The organism is Hungatella sp. SB206 (assembly GCF_051132295.1).
GTDB lineage: Bacteria > Bacillota > Clostridia > Lachnospirales > Lachnospiraceae > Hungatella > Hungatella effluvii.
On the sequence record NZ_CP096603.1, the window covers coordinates 6,307,908 to 6,333,924 of the forward strand.

20 protein-coding genes are annotated in these 26,017 nt (G+C 51.9%); 2 read left to right on the top strand and 18 right to left on the bottom strand.

The genetic code is table 11. The annotated features are described in order from the left end of the window. Positions 1-14 precede the first annotated feature (14 nt). The 12 genes from M1L66_RS27985 to M1L66_RS28040 form a co-directional block, all read right to left on the bottom strand. A complete protein-coding gene (locus tag M1L66_RS27985) occupies positions 15-929 on the bottom strand; it encodes an AraC family transcriptional regulator (RefSeq protein ID WP_434688975.1) in 915 nt (304 codons plus the stop codon). Between the two features lie 16 nt (positions 930-945). Next, entirely contained in the window at positions 946-2,025 is a 1,080-nt protein-coding gene (locus tag M1L66_RS27990; protein WP_187020023.1) for a glycoside hydrolase family 88/105 protein, read from the bottom strand. Further along, on the bottom strand, positions 2,018-4,546 hold the full coding sequence (locus M1L66_RS27995; RefSeq protein ID WP_434688976.1) for a hypothetical protein: 2,529 nt from the start codon (positions 4,544-4,546) through the stop codon (positions 2,018-2,020). The genes M1L66_RS27990 and M1L66_RS27995 overlap by 8 nt, the downstream gene beginning before the upstream one ends. Before the next feature lie 14 nt (positions 4,547-4,560). Beyond that, the gene (locus M1L66_RS28000; RefSeq protein WP_187020026.1) at positions 4,561-5,394 is read right to left on the bottom strand and encodes a carbohydrate ABC transporter permease; all 834 of its coding nucleotides are present in this window, start codon (positions 5,392-5,394) and stop codon (positions 4,561-4,563) included. Next, the gene (locus M1L66_RS28005) at positions 5,384-6,259 is read right to left on the bottom strand and encodes a carbohydrate ABC transporter permease (RefSeq protein ID WP_434688977.1); all 876 of its coding nucleotides are present in this window, start codon (positions 6,257-6,259) and stop codon (positions 5,384-5,386) included. The genes M1L66_RS28000 and M1L66_RS28005 overlap by 11 nt, the downstream gene beginning before the upstream one ends. 375 nt (positions 6,260-6,634) lie before the next feature. Continuing rightward, positions 6,635-8,320, bottom strand: coding sequence for an alpha-glucosidase (locus tag M1L66_RS28010; RefSeq protein WP_187020028.1), 1,686 nt, complete (start codon positions 8,318-8,320; stop codon positions 6,635-6,637). Positions 8,321-8,347: 27 nt separating this feature from the next. Then, complete coding sequence (locus tag M1L66_RS28015) at positions 8,348-9,199, bottom strand: carbohydrate ABC transporter permease (protein WP_055653600.1); 852 nt, start codon at positions 9,197-9,199, stop codon at positions 8,348-8,350. After that, the gene (locus tag M1L66_RS28020; protein WP_055653599.1) at positions 9,199-10,068 is read right to left on the bottom strand and encodes a carbohydrate ABC transporter permease; all 870 of its coding nucleotides are present in this window, start codon (positions 10,066-10,068) and stop codon (positions 9,199-9,201) included. The genes M1L66_RS28015 and M1L66_RS28020 overlap by 1 nt, the downstream gene beginning before the upstream one ends. Positions 10,069-10,286: 218 nt before the next feature. Then, positions 10,287-11,603: an ABC transporter substrate-binding protein gene (locus tag M1L66_RS28025; RefSeq protein ID WP_187020030.1), complete on the bottom strand. Its 1,317-nt coding sequence runs from the start codon at positions 11,601-11,603 to the stop codon at positions 10,287-10,289. Between the two features lie 412 nt (positions 11,604-12,015). Next, entirely contained in the window at positions 12,016-12,681 is a 666-nt protein-coding gene (locus tag M1L66_RS28030; protein ID WP_187020031.1) for a YdcF family protein, read from the bottom strand. Positions 12,682-12,800: 119 nt separating this feature from the next. Continuing rightward, positions 12,801-13,778 carry a LacI family DNA-binding transcriptional regulator gene (locus M1L66_RS28035; protein ID WP_187020033.1) on the bottom strand — a complete coding sequence of 326 codons (978 nt, stop codon included), beginning with the start codon at positions 13,776-13,778 and terminating at the stop codon, positions 12,801-12,803. A 193-nt stretch (positions 13,779-13,971) separates the two neighbouring features. Continuing rightward, entirely contained in the window at positions 13,972-14,448 is a 477-nt protein-coding gene (locus M1L66_RS28040; protein WP_434688978.1) for an HD domain-containing protein, read from the bottom strand. A gap of 45 nt (positions 14,449-14,493) precedes the next feature. Here M1L66_RS28040 and M1L66_RS28045 point away from each other — a divergent pair, with 45 nt between their 5' ends. Beyond that, the gene (locus M1L66_RS28045) at positions 14,494-14,817 is read left to right on the top strand and encodes a hypothetical protein (RefSeq protein WP_187020036.1); all 324 of its coding nucleotides are present in this window, start codon (positions 14,494-14,496) and stop codon (positions 14,815-14,817) included. A gap of 55 nt (positions 14,818-14,872) precedes the next feature. Here the strand turns inward: M1L66_RS28045 and M1L66_RS28050 are convergent, their stop codons facing one another. The 4 genes from M1L66_RS28050 to M1L66_RS28065 are packed head-to-tail and all read right to left on the bottom strand — an operon-like array spanning position 14,873 to position 21,541. Beyond that, positions 14,873-16,636: an Hsp70 family protein gene (locus M1L66_RS28050; RefSeq protein ID WP_187020038.1), complete on the bottom strand. Its 1,764-nt coding sequence runs from the start codon at positions 16,634-16,636 to the stop codon at positions 14,873-14,875. Continuing rightward, positions 16,633-20,004 carry a tetratricopeptide repeat protein gene (locus tag M1L66_RS28055; protein WP_434688979.1) on the bottom strand — a complete coding sequence of 1,124 codons (3,372 nt, stop codon included), beginning with the start codon at positions 20,002-20,004 and terminating at the stop codon, positions 16,633-16,635. Before M1L66_RS28055 ends, M1L66_RS28050 begins: the two co-directional genes overlap by 4 nt. 13 nt (positions 20,005-20,017) lie before the next feature. Next, a complete protein-coding gene (locus M1L66_RS28060; protein ID WP_434688980.1) occupies positions 20,018-20,881 on the bottom strand; it encodes a DNA-3-methyladenine glycosylase family protein in 864 nt (287 codons plus the stop codon). A 39-nt stretch (positions 20,882-20,920) separates the two neighbouring features. Then, positions 20,921-21,541, bottom strand: a complete 621-nt coding sequence (locus M1L66_RS28065) for an HAD family hydrolase (RefSeq protein ID WP_187020043.1) — start codon at positions 21,539-21,541, stop codon at positions 20,921-20,923. Between the two features lie 497 nt (positions 21,542-22,038). Here M1L66_RS28065 and M1L66_RS28070 point away from each other — a divergent pair, with 497 nt between their 5' ends. Continuing rightward, positions 22,039-23,415: a [FeFe] hydrogenase, group A gene (locus M1L66_RS28070; protein WP_434688981.1), complete on the top strand. Its 1,377-nt coding sequence runs from the start codon at positions 22,039-22,041 to the stop codon at positions 23,413-23,415. Positions 23,416-23,420: 5 nt separating this feature from the next. Here M1L66_RS28070 and M1L66_RS28075 read toward each other — a convergent pair whose 3' ends face one another. Together M1L66_RS28075 and M1L66_RS28080 are read right to left on the bottom strand one after the other, a co-directional pair. Further along, on the bottom strand, positions 23,421-24,758 hold the full coding sequence (locus M1L66_RS28075) for an MATE family efflux transporter (protein ID WP_434688982.1): 1,338 nt from the start codon (positions 24,756-24,758) through the stop codon (positions 23,421-23,423). Then, positions 24,755-26,008 carry an MFS transporter gene (locus M1L66_RS28080; protein WP_187020046.1) on the bottom strand — a complete coding sequence of 418 codons (1,254 nt, stop codon included), beginning with the start codon at positions 26,006-26,008 and terminating at the stop codon, positions 24,755-24,757. The genes M1L66_RS28075 and M1L66_RS28080 overlap by 4 nt, the downstream gene beginning before the upstream one ends. Between the last annotated feature and the right edge of the window lie 9 nt (positions 26,009-26,017).

Sequence of the window (26,017 nt, forward strand, 5' to 3'; positions counted from 1 at the left end):
TCTCCTTTCAAATATCATACATTATTGTTCTTTTTGTTCTGTGCATACTTTTTCGGTGTAATCCCCGTATTCTTTTTAAACACTGAGATAAAGTGGCTGTCACTGTTGTAAGAAAGTTTCAGCGCCACATCCGTGACCGAAGTTCCCTTTTTCAAAAGCGCTTTGGCCGCAATAATTTTCTGGTTCGTCACATACTGCAGAACCGTAAATCCGGTCTCCTTTTTGAAATAATGGCTCAAGTAATAACGGTTCATATAGAATTTTCCCGCAATCTCATCTAAATCCAGCTTTTCCTCCACGTGAGTCGCGATGTATTTCTTGATCTGTTCCACCCGCTCCCGGTACAGAATCGGGTCCCGGAACTTCTCCTCGTCCCCTTTCCGTTTCCGTTCCTCCGGATCCGCGGCAGTGTGTTTCTCCTTCGTAAAAAACTTATACATCTCATTGATGGCGGTAATCAGCTCCAAAATGGAGAGGCGGATCTTTACAGACGCTTCATCACTGCTGCCGCTGCCTATATTCGTTTCGATTCTGGCCAGCATCCGCTCCACCCGCTTCAGATTTTCCCCCTCCAGATAGAGCTTGTGGACGAAATCATCCCCCCTGTTCTCGAAAAACATGGTAAAGTCATAGCCAAACGCCTTTGTCATCGGCTCCAGCAGTTCCGGTTCAAACATCAGGACGTATCGGTTGTATTCCTGCCCCTCCGCCCCGCTGGTGCGGTGGTATTCCCGGTTGTTAATAAAAAACAGATCGCCCTTCATCACACGGTAGACGCGGTCACCAATTTCCAGCAGCGCCCCGTCGCTTAAGAACAGAATAATCTCATATTGGTTGTGAAAATGAAAGCCCTGCATCGACCAGTTTTGTGTACTTCCATGAAAATAATACAGAGATTCAAATTCTTCAAAAAATACGCGTTCTTTCATTGTCACAACCTCCATTCTAATGCCAGTAATCCGTCAATGCCTCCTGAAGGGCCAGTATCATAAGTGCCTGTCCATACGTCATGGGGCAGCACGGAATTTTATTGTAAAATTCCTTATCAAGCCCGATTGGTGTGCCATAAGATACATTCTTCACCGTTCCGTCATCGTCGATGTTGTCCAGCAGCCCCTTCACGGCCTTTTCTATGAGCCCCTCGTACGCTTCCCGCTTCAGAATTCCAAGCCTCACACCCTGCATAATACCCCTTAAAAATGCCGCGCTGGCGGAGAGTTCCAGGTAGCTATCCGGGTCGTCGATCACCGTGTGCCACAGCCCAGTTTCCGGATCTGCATACCGTTTCAGTGCCTCCACCTGATTTTCATAGACCGTAAGGAAATGGCGTTTCAGCCCTTCCTCCATGGGAATTTCCTGGATCAGCTCCATTGCCACAATCGTATACCAGCAATTTCCCCGCCCCCAGAGAATTCCGCCGTAATTGTCGTTCCGCTTAAAATTAAAGCCATGGTAAAACAGCCCCTCATTTTTATTCAGAAGGTATTTAATGTGGCACAAAACCTGATACTTTGCTTCCTCGATATAGTCCGGCCGGTTTAAGAGCCTGCCAGCCCTGGCCAGAAACAGCACCGCCATAAACAGTGTGTCGATCAGGATCTCCGAGTCATTGGGATTGCCGGTGATCATATGCTGAAAACAGCCGTCTCCGGTCCGAATCAGACCTTTTTCCTCCATGATCCAGTCCGCCCATTCCCCAATAAAGGAGAGATAGGACTCCTTTTTCGTAATTTCATAAAGGTAGGTGAGTGTCAGCATGGGGGAAGTCGTATTCACATTTTTTTCAACGATCCCCTCCTCCATGCGTCTGTCATACCAATCCGTCAGGAATGCGAGCAGTTCCGGTTTCCGGCTCATCTCATAATACCGGTAAAGGCCGAAGAGTCCCACCCCCTGCGGCCATTCCCAACAATTGATGTCGATTAAGCTGACCGGATATTTCTCCTTCATTCCATTATTTTTCAGTATCATCATCTTGTCAGATACAAGATTCAGCTTTTCTTCCATAATCTGCTTCTCAACCACGATCGCATTCCTCCAGATTTAATTTGCCCTCCACGTCCAGCGGATAGTCATAGACCGTATCTCCGTTTACTTTCATAAGGAAATCCGGGCCGATCAGGAACTCCGTTCCCCTTTCATCCCTTACCACAGTCTCCTCCCCGTCTGTCCGGATCTCTATTTTCTTAAACGCAGCAAGCAGCGCATCCAAATCGCCGTACTCGTCCATACGGCCCGCCCGGATAACCCACACATTATCACGGCCCTGACTCATGAATTCCCGGAAACAGTTTGGTCCTTCCTGCTGCATGGTCAGCCCGTTCATCGCCTTCACCGCAATGTAAGCGCCGTCCTTTTCCAGGACAATGACGCCATCTTCCCCAAGATACCGGTTAAACGCAGAGAGCGGTATGTAAGCATGAGTATAGCCGATTCGTTCCTCCCTGCCAATCCGATACCGGAGAATCGCCGTATTGCGGTACTGGACCGCCAGAGGCAGGCTCCCATTCCCGGCCCAGAAGTTAGGCCGGCCGCTGCCGTATGGAAATGACTCCCCCGGGTGGTTTACAAACACCTGAGCCAGTTCATCAATCACCGCCTGTACAATATGCTCCTGATACCCCTTCTGAAATGGTTTGAATCCCACCGCAGTCGAGAGCAGGGCATAAGCGTTCTTATACAGATAGAGATTCACATGCTTCTCAAACCCTTGAGTATTCCTAAATATCAGTTCCTGATTCTTCTTTAACGCTCCGTAAGGCTTAAACACCTCCGGCGCCGCGTAGTCTCCGAGAGCCAGCGGAATACAGCCATTGCAGGCACGGTTCAAATACCCGTCTCCATAGGCGAGATAGAGGAGAGACGTCGTGCCGGCATTGTAATTCCCCTTCAATTCCTTTTCGTAGGAGCGGCCGAAGCTGGTCATCACGGCTCCCTTGTGGGCATTCACCCTGAGCGAATAGAAGATCATGTCCAAAGCCCGTTTAGCCTTCTGATGGAACTCGCTTCCGGGCTCCGTCAGATTATAGAGTGTGCCCAGGCCCAGCACGTCTACCGGAATATAGGCGTTGGAGTTCCATTCGGTGATAAATTCTTCGAAGAAGCCCTCAAACCACTCGCGAAGCAGCTCCTCGCCTCTGGCGCTCACCTCCTGCCCGGTTTTCCCGCTGCATGTGAAGATTCTGTCCGGAAGCCAGCTTCCCGCCAGGTACTGGCAGCAATGGAATAAAAGCGCGTGATTCTCACTGAAAAACCACATCACGTCATCTCCCGGCTCATCGATCCAGTACCGGAAGCCGCACATGGCAAGCTCCAGCTCATCCCGCATCTTCGGTGACAGACGCTCATAAAATGTACGGTAAATATACAGCATGATAATAAAATGGAAGTCCGAACAGTCCTTTCTCGCCCACACGCCGGGAAGTTCCGTGAGAAGGATCCGCTCCGCACGTTCCGTCTCGCGGCCCAGCTTTAAAAGCGCAGCCGCCTTGTATGTATTTTCCGGCGCATACTCTGTGATCACCTCCAGGATATGGCGCTTTCTCTCCTCTAAATCCGCCTCGTGATACTCTAAAAATTCTTTCCGAACCAGCTGATTTCCAATCTTACGTTTCAGAGAAATCCCCTGATGGTTTGCGCATGCCGTAAAGTAACAGTATCCCGGCGGGATCTCGTCCGACTCGAAAAGCTCCAGAACCTTCTGATCCTGCTCCAGTCCATAGTGGAAGGTACGCACCAGACCTTCCTGCCCCTCCATTTTCTCGATAAATTCACCCGGAGCAACCGCAACCGCGACAGGCAGAGGACAGGAAAATGGATTCGATATATTTAGCTTCACCGTCTCACTGATATACGCTTCCTTATCGAAATACATCTGATCCAGCATATTTTCCATCCGCCCGATCACGTCTGCATCCACTTCATCCCTCACCGGCACCAGCATGGTAAGCGCCGCGTCTCCCAGGCGTTTCAAGCGGAAATAGTAGTCCGTGTCCCGCTCCGCCAGATCATCGAGGCAGACCAGAAGCCGGTTTTTTCCCGCCTTAAGCGGCAAAACGACCGTCGTCTGCTTCACCATGTTCCTTGTAAATGGGGTAAAATCCGTGACAAACGCCCCATCCACCCAGATTGTAACACCGCCGCAGGTTTCCAGCTCAAACTCCACATCGCAATCCCTTTCCGCCTCCAGAAGCACATAACTGTACATGCGCAGCCAGGTCGGGCAGTAATAGAATCCAGAGCCATCCACGCCCGTGTTGCCGAACGGAAAGTACGGAATGAGCGGGCGCCTCTGTCCGAAGACCTCCACATTTTTCCCGTCCGCGGCCCCGTCAAGCTCCAGATAATCCGGTATATTCTCCTGCCTCTTCCTGACAAACTCTTTTCTGCACGGATTTTCATGGATTGCAAATCCCTTTTTCAGCCACTCATTCACCCGGCCGTGCAGCTTCACCTTGTCAAACTGCTGAACCTCCGTGAAGACACCGGCGGTCAGAAATCGGTTGACATAACCTTCCGCAAGCAGCGGATATTCCAAGTACTTCATAGCAGACCCTCCTCTTATTCTTTTACTCCTCCGGCAGTCATGCCGCCGATAATATATTTCTGAAGCGTTACAAATACAATGATCACCGGTATCATCGAGATCACGGACATGGCCAGAAGGCTGTTCCAGTCCACAGAATACTCACCCGAATAGTTGGCCAGGGCCAGCTGGATGGTATAGCGTTCCTTTCCGTTAATTACCAGCTTCGGCCACAGATAGTCGTTCCATCTCCACATGAAGGAGAAGATACAGAGAACCGATATGACCGGCTTTGCCATGGGAAGCATGATCTTTAAGAGGATATTAAACTCCGACGCGCCGTCGATTCGGGCCGCCTCCATATAGGCGTCGGGAATCCCCACATAGTACTGGCGCACCAGGAACACTGCCGTCGGGGATGCGACCGCCGGAATGATAAGCCCCCACAAATTATTGTATAGATGAGTCGCCACGATCACCTTGAAAATGGGGATCATAATGACTTCCAGCGGTACCATCAGCGTTGCAAGGACGATTCCAAACAGGATTTTGTCCCCCTTGAAATGGTACTTGGCAAATGCATAGCCGCTCATCACATTTACCACTATGGTCAGAAATGTGGCTACAAGGCTGACAAATACCGTGTTGAAAAAGTATATGCCAAAGCGGCCTTCCGCCATGGCCTTTGTGTAGTTATCCAGAGACGGATTCTTCCCCAGAAGGCTGGGCGGCCAGGAAAACAGCTCGCCGACGCTCTTAAAGGAAGAACAGATCACCCAGACTACCGGCATCAGAAACAAAAAGGTCAAAACCAGAAGAAGAATCCATTTGAGCCCCTCTGTACAGATTTTCTTTGTTTTAGTCTGCATCCTGCTCACCTCCCTGATTCAGTTTGAACTGAATAATCGTAAACAGTGCTAGGATAAGAAACAGCGCCATGGTCATCGCACTGGCATAGCCCATCTTATTCTTTTCGAAGCCCGTCTCCTGGAGCATCTGCACCATGAATTTCGTAGCCCCGGCCGGACCGCCCTGGGTCAGGGAATATACGAGGGGATACGTCTTGATGATTGATACCGTAGATAAAACCAGTACCAGTAGGCTGGTGGGTTTCAGCAGGGGAAGCGTGATGAACCGAAACTGCTGCCACGCGCCTGCACCGTCGATTCGGGCCGCCTCGTAGTATGTCTCAGAGATCGCCTTGATTCCCGACACGAACATGACCATGTAGTAGCCTGCCATGCTCCAGACCGTGACAAAGATCACGACTCCCATGGCATTGTTCGGATCAGTCAGCCATTTAACCGGAGACCGGTCCATCGCAGTCAGCAGGTAGTTGACCAGGCCGAAATCTTCTCCCAGCAAAAAACGCCAGGTGAGTCCGACGATGATCGTGGAAATCATGGTCGGCCAGTAGAACACCGCCCGGAAGAAATTGCTTCCGCGAATCCCTCCAGTCAGCAGAACTGCCAGTCCGAGGGCCGCCACATAGACCGAGGGGACGGATACCAGAGTAAATATAAGCGTCCTCACAAACGAGTTCCAGAAGCTCTTATCTCCAAAAAGCGTCACATAGTTTTTTACTCCCACAAATACCTGGGGATTAACGCCATCCCATTTCGTCAGCGATATCCACAGGCCGTTCAGCGCCGGAAAAAACAGAAACAGGCCGAAGATAATCATGGTCGGAGCCAGTAAAAGATACGGGAATATTTTCTGCTCAAAGCTCTTCATTTCCAGGTCCTCCTTTTATTTTTTATTATTATAACACTATTTTTTTTGTAAAAATCTTGTTTTCTTATGCAAATATAACAATATATTGCCACCAAAAGCCATTATTTTTTTACATTTGCATGAATAGAGAGTCTGGTTTACTTAAACTCCAGCATCGGTGCCTGGATATTTCAGCAGCTACATTTTTTACGGGGTGTGCAGAACTCACAGAGTTTTTTTGTTTCACAGAGCAGGCTTTTCTATAACGAAAAAAGTGACAGGTGATTTTTCGCAATCACCTGTCACTTTTTTCGATTTAAGCTCAGAAAAGACGGCAGCTAGCGCTGCACCCCCGAAATATATTCGCCGGATTTACGTAATTCCACGCCTGCTCGATTATACCATTTTTCCATCGAACACCACCGCCTGGTAAGCCTTCAGCAAATACCTCTCTCCAATCCGTTCCGGCTCTCCCTCGTTGCTCAGCAGGCACGTCCCTTCCGTGGGATTCCCAGCCGCGGACAAGGCCCCGTGAATCGCCGGGATCTCCTGCTCCGTCTTTTTAAAGTTCACAGCCACAGTTACGGTCCGCCCGTTCCATTCTCTCTCATAGGCGATCACCGCAGGCAGCTCTTCCATCACCGGCCGGACCGTGCCTTTTGCAAACACGGACGCATACGGTTCCTGATGGCGCAGCGCGGTCAGCCTCCTGTAAAAGGCCAGAAGGGAATCACCGCGTGCTTCCTGCTCTTTCACGTTGATGTCCTGATAGTTTTCATTTACCTTCAGCCACGGCGTTCCCTCCGTAAATCCGGCGTTCTTTTCATCGCACCACTGCATCGGGGTCCGCGCGTTGTCACGGCCCAGCTCTCCGAAGTATTCCAGGACCTTCTGTGGATCCTGCTTCTGCTCCAGTGCCTCCCGGTACATTCCCTTTGCACGCACATCGTCCATCTCTTCGATGGAGTTCCACACCGCGTTGGTCATACCGATCTCCTGCCCCTGATAGATAAACGGGGTCCCGTAGAGATAGAAATACATGACCGCCAGGGCCGAAGCGCCTGCATATCCAATCTGATCCTTTTCCAGGTATTTGTTGACGCAGCGGGATTGGTCGTGATTCTCCAGAAACAGCCCGTTCCAGCCAATCTCACTGGTAAACCGCTGACTCTTTAAAATCCTCTTTTTCCACCGTTCCACGGCTTCCACGGAAGATTTGTCCGCCTCGCCTTCCATGTTCTCCCAGGTAAAATCAAAGATCATAGAGAAATATCCATGTTCTCCGGCATATCTGCGGAACGTTTCCTCTCCCACTCCCGGTGCCTCCGCCACGGTCATACAGTCGTGCAGGTCGAAACATTTCTCCTTCATTTCCGCCAGGAAATCCCCGATTCCCGGATAGTCTGTCAGGTTTTCAATCGGGTAGCGAAGACCGTCCTCCGTCTCCCTGGAAGCAAAAGTTAAGTCTTTCTTGATGAAGGTGATTGCATCCACCCGGAATCCGGCCACGCCCTTTTCCAGCCACCAGTTTATCATCTCATAGATTTTCTCCCGCAGCTTCGGGTTTTCCCAGTTCAAATCCGGCTGTTTTTTTGAAAACGTATGGAAATACCACCGTCCATCCGGAAGCTCCGTCCACACGGAGCCGCCGAAATTGGACCTCCAGTTGTTCGGCTCCCCGCCGTCTTCTTTCTTTCTAAAGTAGAAATATCCTGCTTCCTCACAGTCCGGGTCCTGCTTCGCCTTTACAAACCACTGGTGTTCGTCGGAACAGTGGTTGACCACCAGATCCAGGATCACCTTCATGCCCTTTTTTCCCGCCTCGGCCAGAAGCCGGTCCATGTCGTCATTTGTGCCAAACATCGGGTCTACCTTATAGTAATCAGAGATATCATATCCGTTATCATCCATGGGAGAACAATACATCGGGCTGACCCAGATCACATCCACTCCCAGTTTCTTTAGATAATCCAGCTTTTCCGTGATGCCGTTTAAATCCCCGATTCCGTCTCCATTGCTGTCCTTAAAGCTTCTGGGATAAATCTGGTAGACTACTGCCTTTTTCCACCATTCTGCCGCCATAATTCTCTCCTTTTAATGAGTTACTATTTATTTGATCGCGCCATCTGTAATGCCCTTAACAATATACTTCTGACAGCACAGATAGAAGATGATAATTGGTATGATACACATGATCAGTCCTGCGGACGCTAAATCCCAACGCTTTGCAAACTGTCCAAAGAAGAGATAGGTCTTCAGCGGAAGTGTCTGCCAGCCCGGCTTGTTGATAATCAGGGACGGAAGCAGATAATCGTTCCAGATCCACATCACATTAAGCACCGCAACCGTGATTAAAATCGTTCTCATAAGCGGAATCACGATGGAGAAAAACAGCCGGAAGGAACCGCATCCGTCGATGGTAGCTGCCTCCTCCAGTTCCTCCGGAATGTTCTTGATGAAGCTGTGGAACATAACGATGGACATGCTGCTGCCGAAGCCCATGTACATAAAGATCAGCCCCTGTGGGTTCATGATTCCGATGCGGCTGGCAAATCCCACCAGCGGAAGCATCACGCACTGGAATGGGATCAGCATGGAGGCCGCGAACAGGAAGAAGATGATCTTGCTGGTCTTTGTCTTATACCGGACTAAAACCCACGCCGCCATAGCCGAGATCAGCAGGATCAAAACCGTTGCAATCACCGTGATCGTCAGGGAGTTCACAAAAGATCTGATGTACTCCAGCGCCTCAAACGCGTTCGGGTAGTTTACCAGTGTAAAGGTAGCCGCGTTCGGGAATCCGATAACATCGGTGAAGATTCCCTTCGTATTCTTAAATGAGTTCAAAACCAGAATATAGATCGGGAACAGGAACAGACAGCCGAGAAAAAGTCCGGCAGCTCCCATGATAATCCTCTGAGCACCTTTGGAATCACGTTTTACATTCTTCGTCTCTGCCATTACATCTCTACCTCCTTCCGCTTTGTGAGCACCAGCTGTGTCACACCGATGGCTGCCACCACGATCATAAAAATAATTGCCTTTGCCTGTGCAAATCCGAACTCATTTGCCCCGAATGCGGAGTTGTAGATATTCAGCGCCAGCATTTCCGTTGATTTATAAGGGCCGCCCTGAGTCAGCGCCAGGTTCTGATCAAACATCTTAAACGAGTTGGAGATGGATAAGAACAGGCCAATCGTAAAAGCCGGCATCATAAGCGGCATGATAATGCTCTTTAACATATCCTTGTAACCGGCGCCGTCGATACGGGCCGCCTCTTTCACGGACTCGGGAATCTGCTGAATCTGCGCGATATACACAATCATCATATAGCCGGATAACTGCCATACAGTCAGAATCAGAAGTCCCGCAAATCCGGTGACCGGGTCGGCAAGCCATCCGTTAAGTGCCTGCCATCCGGTCGCCTTGGAGATGGCTCCGAAGATAGAGACGAAGATGAACTGCCAGGTAAAGCCCAACAGCAGGCCGCCGATCAGGTTCGGCATGAAGAAGATGCCGCGAAGTAACGTCGCACCGCGGAACTTCTGCGTCACCAGAAGCGCCAGGGCGAATCCGACGATATTGACCAGCACCACCGCACAAATGGAAAACAGCGCAGTAAAGCCAAACGCGTGCATGAAGGAACTGTCTCTCGTAAATATTTCAATGAAATTCCGAAAGCCTACGAATGTAATTTCACTTCCCACGATTCCGTTCCAGTCTGTAAAGGCGTAAAAGAAGCCAATCAGCATTGGAATCAAAACAACCAGGGAAAAAGAAATCAATGCAGGGGCCAGAAATATCCAGAATCTTGCTTTGCTCTTTTTCATTTTATAAACCACCTTCCTCTTTCTGGGAATCCCGGTACAGCGTTGCAACGCTGTGCTAGTACAGCATTGCGTATGTTTCGGTGAATTATGTACTTGATATTGGCGTCAGGGGCGCGTCCGCGAAGCGACGGCGTAGTGGACCCTACGTCTAGCTTCGCGGGCATGGCCCTGGCGTGAATAGCGAGTGCAGAATTCACTGGAACTTGCGCAACGCTGTGCTAGTTCTGAGACTCGCGCATGGACGCCCACTGCTTGATGCTGCTCTCCGTCACTTCCTCCCATGTCGCCTGTCCGGCTAAATACTTCTGCACCTCGACACCTGCTGCCTGCTGTCCCCATGTATTCGGAGCTCCGCTGTATACCCATCCGTTCATGGTATCTCCCGCCTCGTTGGCATCCATGATTCTCTGAGAAAGAGGATCACCTGCCTTTAAATCGCCGAAGTTGTCATAAGGGGGAACGAATTTACAATCTTCCACTACAATCTTCTGTCCTGCCGGGTCTTTATATAACCAGTTGATGAAATCCTTTGCCGCAGCTTTCTGCTCGTCGGTAACCTTGCTGTTGATCGCCCAGTAGCCGGACACACCTACGAAATACTTGCCGTCTGAGTATCCTGGAACCGAGTATGGAAGCATATCCAGCTTTGCCAGCACTTCCGGATCCGTCGTCTCTACTGCCGGTGCGATCCAGTTGCCCTGCTTGATAGATGCCACACGCTCAATCGCCAGTCCGCCTTCCAGGGAAGCCGTATAATCGACGGAGTTTAAGTTTGCGGTATTGTCCGCGTTGGTGGTGTAGCTGGCCTGGAAATCAACCATCGTCTTATAGTCGGCAAAACCGGTGCCCGGAAGAACTGCGGAGTCGTAAGCAGCCTTTGCCGTGTCAAAGTCGTGAGTCAGCGCCACATTCACGTCGTGGTCGCCTGCGATCCAGAGCTCCTTGGTCGGATACTCCATAACCGCTTCCAGATTCGGATACTTCTCCTTCATCTCGCCGCTGTCGATCTTCGCCTTCAGCGTATCGAAACCGGCCTTCATGCCCTCATACGTCATCATGGATTCAAAATCGACGCCCGCGTCCTCAAACATCTGGCGGTTCACAACAAATCCGTATCCTTCCATATAAAGCGGAACCGCAAGCACCTTGCCATCCTTTGTAAACATATCCGTGGTTCCCGGCAGCGCATTCTTAAGCACCTCCAGATCTGAGATATCCTCCAGAATATCGCCGTAGTCCTTTAAATCCTGGAAACCGCCGACGGAAAAGATAGTTGGCGGATCGGACTGCATCTTTGCCTTTAAGGAGGCAGCGAAGTCGTTGCCGGTTACTGCTTCCAGGTTGATCTTCACATCCGGATGGGACTCCTCGTAAGCCGCGATCGCCTTTTTGTAGCCCTCGTTTGCTTCAATCTTGCTCTGGTAAATCGTAATCTCTGTTTTTGCCGATTTACTGCCCCCTGCGCCGCATCCGGAAAGAAGTGATGCCGCCATTACCGCTGCCAGACCGAGTGCCGCTGTTCTTTTTGCCTTCATAAAAATATCCTCCTTGTTATAAGCGCCCAGTGACCTTCTTGTAGTCACTTGTGTGCGATACATGTCATCTCCACTCAGTGTGTTCCGTTTCCCCGGGTATCATGAGATTATCCACGAATCTGGTGAAGTGATTTTTTCAAATATGGAACTGTTCCATATTTTCCTATTTTTAAAGTTCCACAATGTGTGGAACTGTTCCATGTGCTTAATATACAACTTTCAAAGCATTTTTTCAAGTACTTTTTTACATTTTTCCTACAATCATCATTTTTACTAAATTTGAGCAGTCATTTTATTGCACATTTACAAAAAAGAGCCTCCTGATCTATATTTTACGTGTACCGACCGCCCCATCCTGTATCTAAAAACCGCGCCTGCTTCCGGGAACTTCCGTTTCCCGGCCAGACGCGGTTCAAATCAGATTTCCACTGATCAAATCAAAGGTAAATGTCAAAAATTCCCTTACAGCGTAGTGGGGAAGGAGCAGCCCTCCAAACGGGGCGGCAATTCCACAGGCGTGCTTCAGCCCATTACTCCGTGCGGTTACGACCGCGCGAAAGATGTGGAAATTACTGCTGACTATGCCGACTGATGCTTCCTGCTCCTGGATATGACTGCCGCTGAACCTGATATTTTCCACCGTTGTCTCAGATTTTTCCTCCCGAATGATGCGGCTTTTGCAGATCCCTTCTTCCAAAAGAAATGTTTCCATACACCCGGCCTCGCTGATATCTTCCCCAGGCCCTTGTCCACCTGACACTATGACGACGGTATCCTGATTCCGTTTTAGATATGCCGCCGCAGTCTCCAGCCGTTTTTGCAGCACCGGACTGGGTTCTGTTCCATAAACCGCGGCTCCCAACACGATAATGTAATCAAGGTTCTCCTTCCCCTGTGATGGCAGACAGATAAGAACACCTAACTCAACAAGAAAGAAATAGAGGCAAAACAGAATCGCCCCTGCCGAAACTGCCGTTTTCATCAGTCTGTTCCTGATCTTCCATCGCTGTTTTAATCCCGGAGGGATAAAAGCGGCAGCGGCAAGACCGGCTCCTGCCACGATCCAGATCCACAGCACGGATATACCGGCTCCGTACTGGTCCGCGCACAGCACATAGTAAAGAAAGCAAAGCGCGCTGCCACTCCTCAGTCCCCAGCGCCAGACACATTTCCCGTCAGCAGCGGCGTTCCGCCCTTCTATATCGTATCCCCCTCTTTATAGCTCACAGGCACGTAGACCGCCTCGTTTGCCAGCGGCTGCCCATTAATCAGCTTTACCAGTACCTGGACGGCCTCCTTTGCAATCAGGGCCACGTCCTGCTGGATCGACGCGATCGTCCTGTAATTGAAGTCAGTAATGTATGTCCCATCGTATGCTATGATTTTAAGCTGCTGCGGCACTTGGATACTCAGCTCCCTTGCTGTCTTTAAAAATGACGACGCACAGAGGTCATTGGCCATAATTCCGTCCAGATCCGGATATTCCGTCAGAATCTCTCTGGTCCGCTGAATGCTTCTGGGGTAGTGGATGACATCATCCCACAGGAACTCCTCCGTGATGACCTCCGCTCCCTCCTCCTGCATCTTCCTGATGAAATTCAATCCGCCGCGGGAGGACGCCACAGTCTTCGCCTGCGGATCGATTAAATTCAGCACCTTTTTACAGCCCTTCTCCAGCATCTTATCCGCCGCGATTAAGCCGCCCTGTGTGTGATCCGAGGTCACCAGGGGGATTCCTGGGATAATCCGGTCCAGGGACAGAATTGGTTTCTGAATCTGCTCATAATATTTATCCGGAAGAAAGGCCGCTCCGACAATCATCCCGTCGAACAGGTTTCGTTCCAGCGTGTCTAAGTACTGCCGTTCAATATCCTTCTTGCCGGACGTATTGCAAAGCATCATGTTATATCCGTATTTGTTCAGCTCCAGCTCCAAAAAACTCCACAGTGACGAAAAGTAAGGATGCACGATCTCAGGCGCCATGACTCCGATGATTCCTGTCTTCTGCTGATACAGATTCCGTATCCACTGATTCGGCACATAGTCCAGTTCATCCACGGCTTCCCTGATCTTTTCCTTCGTCTCTTCTGCCACATATCCGCTCCCGTTTAGTGCGCGGGAGACCGTACTGGGAGCCACCCGGGCAAGTCTGGCCACCTCTCTGATACTTGCCATTTTCCCACTCCTTTTATCTCTGTCATTTTAGTCTCTGTCATCGGTTTCCGGCTCATGCATCATCATGCTGCCGGCCTCTTCTGTATTATCATACCATTTATGGAACTGTTTCACAATACGGATACGTAACAAAATCCAAAGGGGATTTTTAGCTATTTTTCAGTATTTCCTCCGAACTAATGGCTGAAAAATTCTACGTTTCCCTTCCTGTCAGCCCAAATTCTTCCTTCAGCTTCCCGAATCTCTCCGTTTCATGCTCCATGACATCAAACAGGGGATTGTACAGGCAGTGCTGCATGACATCCGCATCCTTTAACACTTCGTCAAACGATGTGTGGGATATCTCCTTGCTGCTGTGATGATAGATTGCACTGCAGATTACATCAATCTCCCCAGCCTCGAAGCACTTCATGGAATTCAGTAAATCCCTGGCCATGGCCGATCCCTTATGCGCGTGATCCCTGGGATCCATCGTGGCATACGTATAAATATCATGAAGCATCCCGGCAACCGCCGCCAGCTCGGCGTTCTCATTTCTCTTTAAGGCAATCAGCACGCAGGCCTGGGAGACCCCGTACAGATGCATATATCCGCATCTTCTTTCACCGGCATCGGCGATGTTTAGAAGGACAGCGTCAACGGCTTCCCGCACTTTCTCAATTCGATTCATGGATTTTCCTCCTTAACAGTTTGACACCATTCTAGCATATATCAATTGACTTTACCACTGCTGAGTATAGGGAAACTAATCAGGGAACATGACGCATTCAAAGAGAACCGGGCCTTCCTTTACAGGCAGATGTATCAGAAAGCCGCCGAAAATTGGGTGGAACATAAGATTGTGTCGCACGCAGTCAGCCTTTACGCACACGACCGCGACGGGATCGAAGCATTGGAAGCGGAAGGCTGGACCCATCTGGGCGTCGATTACGAAAGTATAAATTCCACCGCGGCACATTTCTGGCCCAAATACTTTGAACCGTATACCAGTGGCGTAGTCCGGCGAATTGATGAGTGTGCACTCGGAGCCATCTCATAGCTTAACCAGAAAAACACAGGGGAAATGCAGCCGTTCAGCCGCATTTCCCCTGTCTCTACAGTTCCTCAATCTCTTCCAGAAACTTCTTAAACTCTTCCTTCGCCTCATCAATAAGACCCGTATCATACGAGGACAGTGCCTTCTCATACTTATGAAGCGCCGCCTCCACATACAGCCGTTTTTCTCCGATGCTTTCCTCGTAGATCCGTTCACCGCGCAGCAGCAGATACTTGTTTTCCTCCCGGTCTCTCGGGTGGATCTTCAAGTAGGACAGCGTCTCGAACCGCTCCTTAATCTCCTCATCCGTCATATCCACATCGCTGCCCTTAAATACCTCCTTCACCTGCTTCTGGCTGGAAACCGCCTTCACCTCCACTTCCAGAATCGAGTTGATATCGTAGGTGTACGTCACGTCCACAGCCTCCTCACCGGCCCGGCCGGCAGGAACATCGATCATCAGCTCTCCCAGTGACAGATTATTGGCCGCAAAGCGGCTCTCCCCCTGAAGCACATTGACGCGTATCTTCGTCTGGTTGTCGCCGGCGGTGTAGAGCCGTTCCGTACGGCTGGCCGGGATCACCGTATTCCGGTCGATGATCGGGCAGAACACGCCGTTTTCAAACACGCCCTTCTCCCATTCCCGCACCACCTCGGTTCCCAGGGTAAACGGGCACACGTCCGTCAGGATCACCTCTTTGATGGATTCCCTCCGCTCCTTCATGGCGCCCTGAATCGCCGCGCCCAGAGCCACGGCCTCGTCGGGATTTACATTGGTGTCCGGCAGCATCTTAAACAACCGGCTCACAAACCGGCGGATCACCGGACTCTTCGTGGCGCCGCCCACCAGCACCACCTTGTCGATATCAGAGAGCCGGATATGGGCGTCCGATAAGCTTCGTTTCACCGGCTTCCGTATCCGCTCCAGAAGGTCTTCACACGCCTCCTCGTATCGGGAGAGCTCCACAGTAAATTCCATGATCTCCTCTCCGATCTTACAGCGCATCGAGGAGCTCCTGGCATCAGTAAATCCGATCTTGCACAGCTCCGCCTGTTTATGGATATGGCGAATCGTCTTCTCATCCAGGGACAGGCGGTCAAGCTCCCGGTATTTCTCGAAGAACATGTCCTCCAGAACCGCCGTGAAGTCCTCCCCTCCCAGGAAATTATCGCCCGCCACGGCGCGCACCTCTAAGATGGTATCGTAAAGCTCCAGAATGGATACGTCAAACGTCCCGCCGCCCAGATCGAACACCAGAAATCTGGCATGTTCCCGGTTCTGGTACAGTCCATAGGCGATGGCCGCCGCCGTAGGCTCACTGATGATCCGCTCCACTGAAAGGCCCGCCAGTTCCCCGGCACGCTTCGTCGCCCGCCTTCTGGCATCGTTAAAATAGGCCGGCACGCTGATCACCGCTTCCGTCACCTCTTCCCCGAGATAGTGTTCCGCGTCCTCCTTCAGCGCCCGGAGCACAAAGGAGGAGAGTTCCTCCGCCAGAAAGCTTTTATGGCCCAAATGAAACTGCTTCCCGCTTCCCATATCACGTTTAAAGACGCTGGCCGTACTCTCCGGATGGAGCAGTCCGCGTTCCACCGCAGAGTCCCCCACATAAATCTGATATTCCTTCCCTTCCGCCGAACGAATGTGAGAGGGAGTCTCCACACATTCCGCCGAACGAATGTGAGGGGGAGTCTCCACATCCATACTGACTACGGAAGGCGTCAAACGCCTCCCCAGCCGGTTCGGGATGATCTTCGGACCCTCATCTGTATAATAAGCCGCCAGGCTGTTGGTCGTTCCCAAATCGATTCCAATGATCATTTCTTTCTGTCCACCTTCTTCTGTAAATTATCCAGCGCACACATCACCGCGATAGAATGGGGATTCAGCCGGGCCGCCTCCTGGTACATGAGAAGCGCGTTCTCCTGATCGCCCATGGCCTCGTAACACCAGCCCTGGAAAAGGTATTTCTCATAGCAGCCCTGGTAACGGCAGCCCTTGCACCGGTATCCCCGGTCCATCTGCCCGAACAGCTCCATGCCCTTCTCCCGTTCTCCCATCGCCAGATACAGCCAGCCCATCACACCTTCCCGGGCCGGTTTGTAGGGGCCGTAGGCCAAATAGTCCTCCTCCGTTCCCTCTCCGGACTGCTTAAAATGCTCCAGCGCCGCCTTCGCATGCTCCTTTGCCGGGCCATATTTGCCCATCAGGTAATACGCCCGCGCAAGATACCGCTCATAGTCGAATAAATCGCCGTGATCCGTCGTTCTGGCAATCGCCCGTTTCAGCCAGGCCGCCGCCTTCGGATAGTTTTGCAGCTGGTCCATATAAGCCTGGCCTAAATCGGACTGCCGCTCCGCCTTCTTATCCGCCGCCGCGTTCTCAATCCCTTTCTTATAAAAATGCAGGGCCTTTTTACCGTTTCCCTGATAAAACCACAAATCACCCATACGGCTGTAGTAGTCGTCCATCTTCGTCGTATGGCCGTAGGCCTCCTCCGCCCTGTCATACTCCCCAAGATAGGCGTATAACTGCCCGATCTCCTTCCAGAACGATGTGTAATCCGGAAACAGCTTCAGATCCTTCTGATAGCATTCGATCGCTTTCCGGTAATCCCCAAGCGCCTCATAGCAGTCGGCCATATTGCTGTACGGAAGCAGGCTTTTGCTGTCCTCCATATATTCCACGGCCTTCTCGAAATATCCGATGGCCTCCTCAAAACGGCCCAGATACTTATAGCAGCATCCCAGGTTGTTATGCGCCGCCCAGTCCTCCGGGACATACTCTAGCGCCTTCTCGAAGTCGCGTATGGCCTGGTCGAGTTCCATGGCGTTCATGTAGATCAGGCCGCGGTGCACCAGATAGTAGCAGTTCTCCGTAACCGCGATCTGACGGCTGATATAGGCGATAGAAGTGTCAAAATCAGCCCGTTTGTACTGATCCTCGTATTTTTCCCGGTAGTAATCCGCCAGCTTCTCGCAGGCATCCCGATATCCCTCCTGGAGTTCCAGCGCCTTTTCAAAGTTCTCGGCGGCCTGCACCTTCATCTTCTTTCCCTCATAGCACAGTCCCCGGTTATAATAGAGGGAGGGCGAGTCGCGATAAAAATCTTCGGCGTCGGCGTATTCCCTCAGGGCCTCGTTATATTTCTTCATATCCAGATAAATGTTCCCGCGCACCAGCCGGTACTGCATCCGGTCCGCATTTTTCCGAATAGCCTCGGCCATGTGGGACAGGGCCTCCTGAAACTCATCGTTATCCCAGTGGAGGAGGGCCGTCTCGAATTCCACCTCGGAAGTATCCTCAATGTCCGTTTCACCCTCGATCTCCTTCATTAACTCCCCGCAAAGCTTTAAGGGAAGCTCCCTCTCCTCCTTCTTCCCGGCCAGATTGCGCAGAATCTTCACCTCATACAGCTTTAAGCAGCTGGAAAACTCCACTCCGTTCTCCTTTGCCCGGTCGATGACTCCCCTGGCATCCTCAAACTGGTTATGATAGAAAAATACCTGTGCCGCCATAAGATACGGCTTATAATATCCGGCGAAAATACCTACCGCCCGGTGGTAATCATCCACGACCTGCTGACCCTTTCTCAGCTCATAGCACGCTTCCTGCCTGATTAAATAGGCCGGATAGTAATTCTCATCTTCCTCCAGAATCTGATCGCAGACGTCCACCGCCTGCTCATACTGCTTCGACTCACAGAGAATGTGGGCGAGGTACTGACGGTACCCCATCCGCTCCTGCTGGCTGTCCGCTTCTTTCGCCGCCCGTTCCACATACGCGGCCGCCTCCTCCTGTTCCCCCAGCTGGTAACAGCATCCGCCCAGAATATAGAGCGCCCGCCCCAGTCTGGATCTCCGCCTCTGATTCTCCTGCGTCCCGTCATCCACGGTCCCGGTAATCATACGGAGCCACTCCTCTAAATAGGGGCGCGCTTCCTGATAGCGCTCTGCCTGATATAAAACACGGCCGAACAGATTGGTGTAGCTGTATTCCTGTCCCTCTTCCGGTGTATAGTTCTCCAGATACCGGATCGTCTCATCGAGCCTTTCATTCTGGAACAGGCACCAGGCCAGCTCAATGGCCCCCTCTCCTGCCGGGATGTCCTTTCCCTCTTCATGGTACTCCGGATTTTCCTGAAGCCTTGTGATAAGTGCCTCATTGGCCTCCTTCAGCCGGCCAAGGATCTCCTCATCGCGCCCGTCCAGCTCCAGGATCTCCATCATCCATTCCCGCGCCTGCCAGTACCGCCCCTTCTCCATCAGACAGGAGACTGCGCCGGTTTTGGCCTGATAATAGTCCGGATATTCGTTCAGCACTCGGGTCCAGACAGCATAGGCTTCATCCTTTTTTCCTTCCCGGTAACGGACACGTCCGATATAGGACCAGATATAAGGGTCATTTCTCATGGAACCGCTGCATGTTTCCTCCAGCTCATCGGCGAGACGCACCGCGCCGGCCGCCGTCTCCTCCGCAAGCAGAAGACGCAGACGCTCCACCTCCTCATAAGGATGCCAGACACCAAACGCTGCCAAGTCGTCCAGCTCCTGCCCGCATCCCTCGAACTCATTCCTGTCCATCCTTTTCTTCACCGCAAAATAGTGGTCCAGATAGCCGTCCACATTCTCTTCCCCCACGCCCCTGCGCCGGAAATATTCGAACCGTATGAAGCCCTCATGACCCACGTAATATTCGACGTAATTCAAAAAATTCTTTGGAAATTTCTCTTCCAGAAATTCGATGTCTTCCACAATCTGAAAGTTTTTATCCAGCAGCTTCCATATCTTCTGCGGCAGATAGACATGATTCATCAGATAGGCCAGAAGCCGCTCTCTGGCCTCCAGTGACGTATCCAGACCGTCACAGACCGGATCCTCCAGAAGTTCCCTCCACGCCTGCTCATCGGCGCGGTCGTATACATCACGGTAGCACTCGTCGACCCGGTCGATCCACGCGTCAACCGCAGTCTTTTCCTCCGTACCGCCGCCATTTTCCGGTTCCGTCCCGTCATCCGGCTTCGCGGCAAATGCCGCCGCAGTCTCGTACGCAGTTCGCAGGCGCTTAAAGCCCTCCGGGTCGTCTTCCGGATTCGTCTCCTTCAGAAGCTTCCTGTAAGCCATTTTCACGGCGTTCTCATCCTTCGTCTCTTCGATACCCAGGATATGAAAACTCATCTCTTTTTCCATAAGATCCCCTGCCTTACTTATCGTTCAGTTTATAATAAAACATGTACTGCTGCAGAATCCCTGCGTATCCCCGATACCGTTCGAGTGGAAAACCGCCGGGATAATAAGTGTTCACAATCTGTTTTACGTGAGTGTCCACCGGAAATGCCTCCACGTGGTGAAGCCCGAATAAGCAGACACAGTCAGCTACCTTTCTGCCGATGCCGAATTCTGCTGTGAGCATGCCGTGAGCCGTGTGATAGTCGGCGAAGCGCAGGTCATCTAGCCACTTTGCGCCGTCCGGGCCGCTGCATTTCTCCGCCATGGTCCATATGTACTTATCCCGGTATCCGAGTCCCAGGCCGGCAAGCCCTTCCAGACCGCCCGCCGCCACCGCCCCGGCCTCCGGAAATGAGTCATACGTCTTCTCCACCGGTTTCACACAGCCATCCGGTTCCAAAACCAGCCCGATACCAGCTTTCTTTTCCCCGAATTTCGCACACAGTGCGTCCACGCTGTTTCGGATTCTGGGGATATTGTTGTTCTGAGAAATCAGGAAGGTGACGATCATCTCCCACAGATCCTGGCGGAGAATCCGCACGCCGCCGCCAAAGGCCATGGCCGCCTGCAGGTACTCATCCTCCGGATCCACCGAACGTTTTACCGCCTCATAGTCCGTATCCATATCAAAATACGTACGCCAGCCCCCTTCAAATTCGTCTTCCTCACATGAAAACAGAAAATGGCTCCCATCCTGCATGACTTCCACATACCGTCCCCCGGCGGCCGCGGACCATATTCCGCCATGCTCCGTTTCCGCAGCGAGCCGCATACGGAAGCACTGGCCGGACTTCGCCAGCTGGTCCAAATCCATATTTTTAATCTCTGTCTTGTACATTCATGGTCTCCATTCTATTGGTGCAGACACAGACATAATCTAATCCGCATTCCTGTTCAACCGCTTCAAAGCAGCCCGGAGCGCCGCCTCATCGCCATCCGCAAAACAGTATCCGTCCATACCGCAGGCTCTGGCGCCTTCGATATTTAACATCATATCATCAATGAAGAAGCATTCCTCCGGTTTTAAATGGAACCTTTCAAATAAATGCTGGTACATCTCCTTCTGCGGCTTCACGCATTTCACCTGCGCGGAGAAGAGGATTCCGTCAAAGCATTCGATGCCCGGGATAATCCGGTAACATTCCAGAAGCCGTTCAGACGCGTTGGAGCAGAGGTAGATTCCGTACCCCATCGCCTTCAGTTCCCGGACCAGTTCCCCCATACTCTCCATAGGCCACATGTTATACTCATGCCAGTGCGCCAGGCAGAGGGCCGCCATCTCCTTCGCATGATCCGTTTCCAGTCTGGCCTGCATCCGTTTTAAAGCCTCTTCCTCCGAAATCACGCCCATATCCAGCATCAGCCATTCCGGCGACACAAACACGCTGGTGCTGACCGCCTTTTTCTCCTCATCATCGTCCATGTAATGGCCGCAGACTCTGTCCGCGTCATACCCGACCAGCACTTTACCCATATCAAATACAATATTCTTTATCATCTTCTTATCTCCCGTCTCTTGTAATTACAGATGTCTACATTGTATCGAATATTCCCCTATCCGTCAAGAAAACCTACGGAGCGCGGCTGCTTTGGCGGCCATACTTCCTTAGCGCGGAGTGCGCATCCTCCCGGAGGTTTTTTATTTCATAGGATGAACTTTCCAATGAAATAAAAAATCCCCCGCCCGAAAACCACAGCGGCTGAATCAACAGCTGTGGTTCCCGGACGGGGAAATGTGTTGTTTGGAAACATTATTATTGGGGGGGGCTGCTTCCTTAATTACAAGAAAATTATACCGCCTCCGCGCCTTTCTTACAATGGCATTTCCCGAATCTTCACGATTTCTTTACGATGTTCTCCGGCTGTCATCCGCTATCGCAAAAGGAACAAGCAAAGAATTTGAAAAACAGAAGAACGCCATTGACAAAATATGTCAGAAGTTTTATAATCAATAATAGTTACTGTTATTAATTCATACCCAGGAGGAATATTCACATGAGCAAACACCTATTTACCGACATCCGGGTCCCCATCGAGCCGGATAATCCCTCTGTCATGCGGCATGAGGAATTGTGTATCAAATGCGGCCAGTGTAAAACGGTCTGTACCGAGTCCATCGGAGTCGCAGGCTACTATGATCTGTTAAAGACAGGTGACACCGCCATCTGCATCCACTGTGGTCAGTGCGCCAATGTCTGTCCTGTCGGCTGTATTACGGAAGTTCCTGAATGGGAAAGCGTAAAAGCGGCCGTGAACGACCCCGACAAAATCGTCATCTTCTCCACATCGCCATCTGTGCGCGTGGCGCTCGGTGAGGAATTCGGCATGGAAGAGGGAAGCTTTGTGGAAGACCGCATGGTTGCGCTGCTTCGCGCCCTGGGCGGTGATTACGTTCTGGACACCAACTTCGCGGCCGACTTGACCATTATGGAAGAGGCCAACGAACTGATCCGCCGGTTAACCAGCAGCAATATCCCCATTCCCCAGCTCACCAGCTGCTGCCCCGCCTGGGTAAAATTTGTGGAGACGTACTATCCGGAATTCAAGGAAAATCTCTCCACCTCCAAGAGCCCCATCGGTATGCAGGGCCCGACCATCAAGACGTATTTTGCCAATCAGGAAAACCTGGACCCGAAAAAGATCGTAAACGTGGCGGTCACCCCATGTACCGCAAAGAAATTCGAGATTCGCCGTGAGGAGATGTGTTCCGCAGGCAAAACGCTGGGAATTGAAGGCATGCGTGATATGGACTACGTCATCACCACAAGAGAACTGGCCCAGTGGGCCCGGGCGGAGGGCATCGATTTCCTCGCCCTGGAACCGGCTGGATATGATCCATTTATGGGAAAGGGTTCCGGCGCAGGTGTGATCTTCGGCAATACCGGCGGCGTCATGGAGGCCGCGGTCCGCACTGCCTATGCCGCCCTCACAGGCGAACCTGTGCCCGATGATCTCTATGACCTTAAGGAAGTCCGTGGACTGGCTGGCACAAAGGAGGCTTCTCTGACCATCGCGGGAACCAGGCCGGAGATTGCCGTCGTCTACGGCACAGCCAACGCCAGACGGCTGCTGGACAGCATCAAACGCGGTGAAAAATTCTATCAGTTCATCGAAGTCATGACCTGCCCGGGCGGCTGTATCGGCGGCGGCGGACAGCCGAAGGACAAGAACTTCTCCGGCGACGGGCTGCGCCAGAAACGAATTGACGGCCTCTACGCGAGAGACCGCCAGATGAAGCTGCGTTTATCCCATGAAAACCCGGAGATAAAAGCCATTTATAAGAATTTCTACGAAAAACCGCTCAGCCCTCTCGCGGAGGAGATGCTTCACACCTCCTACATAGACAGAAGCAGCGATTTAGGCAAAAGTTGATTGATTTAATTCTTTAACAGCTCGTGGCGGCGTTTAAACCAGAAGTAATACGGAACTTCCGCCATGAGCATGAAACTCCAGCCAATCAGACAGGCCCAGGCGACCCCTGTCATTCCCATCCGCGGCACCAGAAGATATACGAAGACAACACGGAAGGTGATCTGGATCAGCGTGGAGACCAGCGTAATCGACATATTCCCCATTCCCCTGAAAAACCCCTGGATTCCGTTGGTAAATGCCGGCATCAGATAAAAGAATGCCATCAGGCTCAAATACTCCACGCCGGGCGCCACCATCTTCGTATCTCCCTCCGATACAAACAGCCTCATCAGAGGCTCCTTCAGAAGCAGGATTGCTGTGCAGATCATCACCCAGTATCCCGCTTCGACGAGGAGACCGTACCGGAATCCTTTCTTCACGCGTTCTTTCTTCCCTGCCCCCCGATTCTGGGCGATAAACGTCATCATACCACTCGAGATACTCTGTTCCGGAGTAAATGCAAAATCATCCACCCGGTTCACCGCATTAAATGCCGCTATCGTACTGACCCCCAGCGGATTGATGGCTCCCTGGATCAGAAGCTTGCCAATGGGCTGGCAGGACTGCTGCAGCGCCGTGATGGAGCCGTGCTTCAGTGTCAGCTTCAGCAGTTCTCTATCCATGCGGATATCCTCCCGTTTTAACTGCAGCAGAGGCACCTTCCGGTAAACGTAGACGACGCACAGGACAGCGGATACCGCCTCCGCGATAACCGTGGCCAGCGCCGCCCCCACGACTCCCATGCCAAAGCCGGCGACAAACACCAGATCCAGACAGCCGTTAAGCACCGAGGCCATTGCCAGGAAACGGACCGGTGTCCTGGAATCTCCCACACTCCGAAGGGCGGACGCCACCGCGTTATACAGATAGGTAAACGGCATTCCGAGAAAGATAATCCTCAAATACGCCACTGCATCCCCGAATATCTCCTCCGGCACCCGCAGTGCCCTCATAACCGGAACCGAAAGTAGCACTCCCAAGGGAACCACGACAGCCGAAAAGAAGCAGCCGAAGATCAGCGTGGTGGATACCTGGCGCTTCAGCTGTTCCCTGCGGCCCGCCCCAAAGAATTCGCTCATTAATACCGAGGCCCCTATACAGATACCGGTAATCCCCAGGATTACAATGTTCATCACGGGATTCGCCGTTCCCACCGCCGCAAGGGCATTCTCCCCCGCCCATCTGCCGACGATGATCGAGTCCACCGCGTTATAGGTCAGCTGAAACAAGTTGCCCAGAATCAGCGGAATAGAAAACCGGATCAGCTCCGACGGTATCTTCCCCTTTGTCATGTCCTTCATCATAATGCGCCGTCTGATCCCCTTTCTTTCGCCGGGACCGCGCCGATCCAGACGAAGAGCATGCCGGCTCCCGCGCAGGCCACACCGATGGTCAGCATAGCCGGAACCCCTGCCGCGTCAATAATCTTTCCGCCAAAGAGATTGCCCACCATTCCGCCGACCGTGATAGCCGCGGTAATGAAGGCCTGCCCCTTTACCCGGTCCTGCTCTTCCATCACCTCATCCGAATAGTAGACGGAGGCCGGGATCAGGATCGCGAAGGACAGGGCCTGAAGCAGCTGGCTTGCATGGACCAGCAGCACACTGCCGGCCATCCAGATTGCAGCGGCTTTCAGCAGGAAGCCGAGTCCTGCGATCTTAAGCAGACGGTTGGGCCTGATTCTCTCTGCAATCTTTGAAAACATCACCATCACTGGAATCTCACAGACCGCGGCAATGGCTATGGACGTTCCCATATCAGAGCTGTCCCCGCCGAACCGCCCCATAATCTGTATTAAATAGGTATTAACCATATTGTGAAAAGCGAACAAAAATACAATGCCGGCCAGCACCAGGAAAAACTTCCTGTATTTCCTGATGAGCCCCCAGCCGCTGCCCTGTGTACGGGAAATGACATTTCCTTTTGACGAAATCTCCGAAGGCTTCTCCGCACTCTCAGCCATTTCTGCGGCACTTTCCCTTCCCCGTTCCATCCGAAATGAGGAAAGCACTGCCAGCATGGTGACCAGCAGGAAGCAGATGGCAATGGGGATCACATTTTCACCGAAAGATGCCACAAAATACCCCATAATCCAGGAAAGAACCGCAAATCCCAGAGAGCCCGTTCCTCTCGCAATCCCGAAGTTCATGGATTTCCCGCGGCTTAAGTAATATCCGTTCACCGCATTGACCAGAGGCTGCTGAACGCTTACTACAGCCATAACCACCATGAGCAGCCCTGCTGCCAAATACCGGGATCCCGGTACGAGCGCCAGCGCTGCCGCCGGAATAATTCCCAGGACGGTGATACACATCATCATCTGTTTCAGCGTATATTTCTCACTCTTATCCGCCACAGCGGCAATCCACGGCTGCAGGACTGCCCCCGTGATATTTCCAAGGGCCATCAGAACACCGACACCGCCCGCCGAAAATCCCCGGGACAGCAGAAATACCGCTATAAACGTAAAGACCGAACCAAACAGCATCCAGTAGTTTCCCTGAAGCGCCGCATATTTTATCGTAAGACCGCCGTCACCCTGTGTGTTTTTCATACTTCGCCT

Excerpts from the sequence above, each read along its gene's own strand:
- M1L66_RS27985 (WP_434688975.1), bottom strand. The coding sequence starts at position 929 with ATGAAAGAACGCGTATTTTTTGAAGAATTTGAATCTCTGTATTATTTT.
- M1L66_RS27995 (WP_434688976.1), bottom strand. The coding sequence starts at position 4,546 with ATGAAGTACTTGGAATATCCGCTGCTTGCGGAAGGTTATGTCAACCGA.
- M1L66_RS28000 (WP_187020026.1), bottom strand. The coding sequence starts at position 5,394 with ATGCAGACTAAAACAAAGAAAATCTGTACAGAGGGGCTCAAATGGATT.
- M1L66_RS28005 (WP_434688977.1), bottom strand. The coding sequence starts at position 6,259 with ATGAAGAGCTTTGAGCAGAAAATATTCCCGTATCTTTTACTGGCTCCG.
- M1L66_RS28010 (WP_187020028.1), bottom strand. The coding sequence starts at position 8,320 with ATGGCGGCAGAATGGTGGAAAAAGGCAGTAGTCTACCAGATTTATCCC.
- M1L66_RS28015 (WP_055653600.1), bottom strand. The coding sequence starts at position 9,199 with ATGGCAGAGACGAAGAATGTAAAACGTGATTCCAAAGGTGCTCAGAGG.
- M1L66_RS28020 (WP_055653599.1), bottom strand. The coding sequence starts at position 10,068 with ATGAAAAAGAGCAAAGCAAGATTCTGGATATTTCTGGCCCCTGCATTG.
- M1L66_RS28025 (WP_187020030.1), bottom strand. The coding sequence starts at position 11,603 with ATGAAGGCAAAAAGAACAGCGGCACTCGGTCTGGCAGCGGTAATGGCG.
- M1L66_RS28035 (WP_187020033.1), bottom strand. The coding sequence starts at position 13,778 with ATGGCAAGTATCAGAGAGGTGGCCAGACTTGCCCGGGTGGCTCCCAGT.
- M1L66_RS28040 (WP_434688978.1), bottom strand. The coding sequence starts at position 14,448 with ATGAATCGAATTGAGAAAGTGCGGGAAGCCGTTGACGCTGTCCTTCTA.
- M1L66_RS28050 (WP_187020038.1), bottom strand. The coding sequence starts at position 16,636 with ATGATCATTGGAATCGATTTGGGAACGACCAACAGCCTGGCGGCTTAT.
- M1L66_RS28055 (WP_434688979.1), bottom strand. The coding sequence starts at position 20,004 with ATGGAAAAAGAGATGAGTTTTCATATCCTGGGTATCGAAGAGACGAAG.
- M1L66_RS28060 (WP_434688980.1), bottom strand. The coding sequence starts at position 20,881 with ATGTACAAGACAGAGATTAAAAATATGGATTTGGACCAGCTGGCGAAG.
- M1L66_RS28065 (WP_187020043.1), bottom strand. The coding sequence starts at position 21,541 with ATGATAAAGAATATTGTATTTGATATGGGTAAAGTGCTGGTCGGGTAT.
- M1L66_RS28070 (WP_434688981.1), top strand. The coding sequence starts at position 22,039 with ATGAGCAAACACCTATTTACCGACATCCGGGTCCCCATCGAGCCGGAT.
- M1L66_RS28075 (WP_434688982.1), bottom strand. The coding sequence starts at position 24,758 with ATGATGAAGGACATGACAAAGGGGAAGATACCGTCGGAGCTGATCCGG.
- M1L66_RS28080 (WP_187020046.1), bottom strand. The coding sequence starts at position 26,008 with ATGAAAAACACACAGGGTGACGGCGGTCTTACGATAAAATATGCGGCG.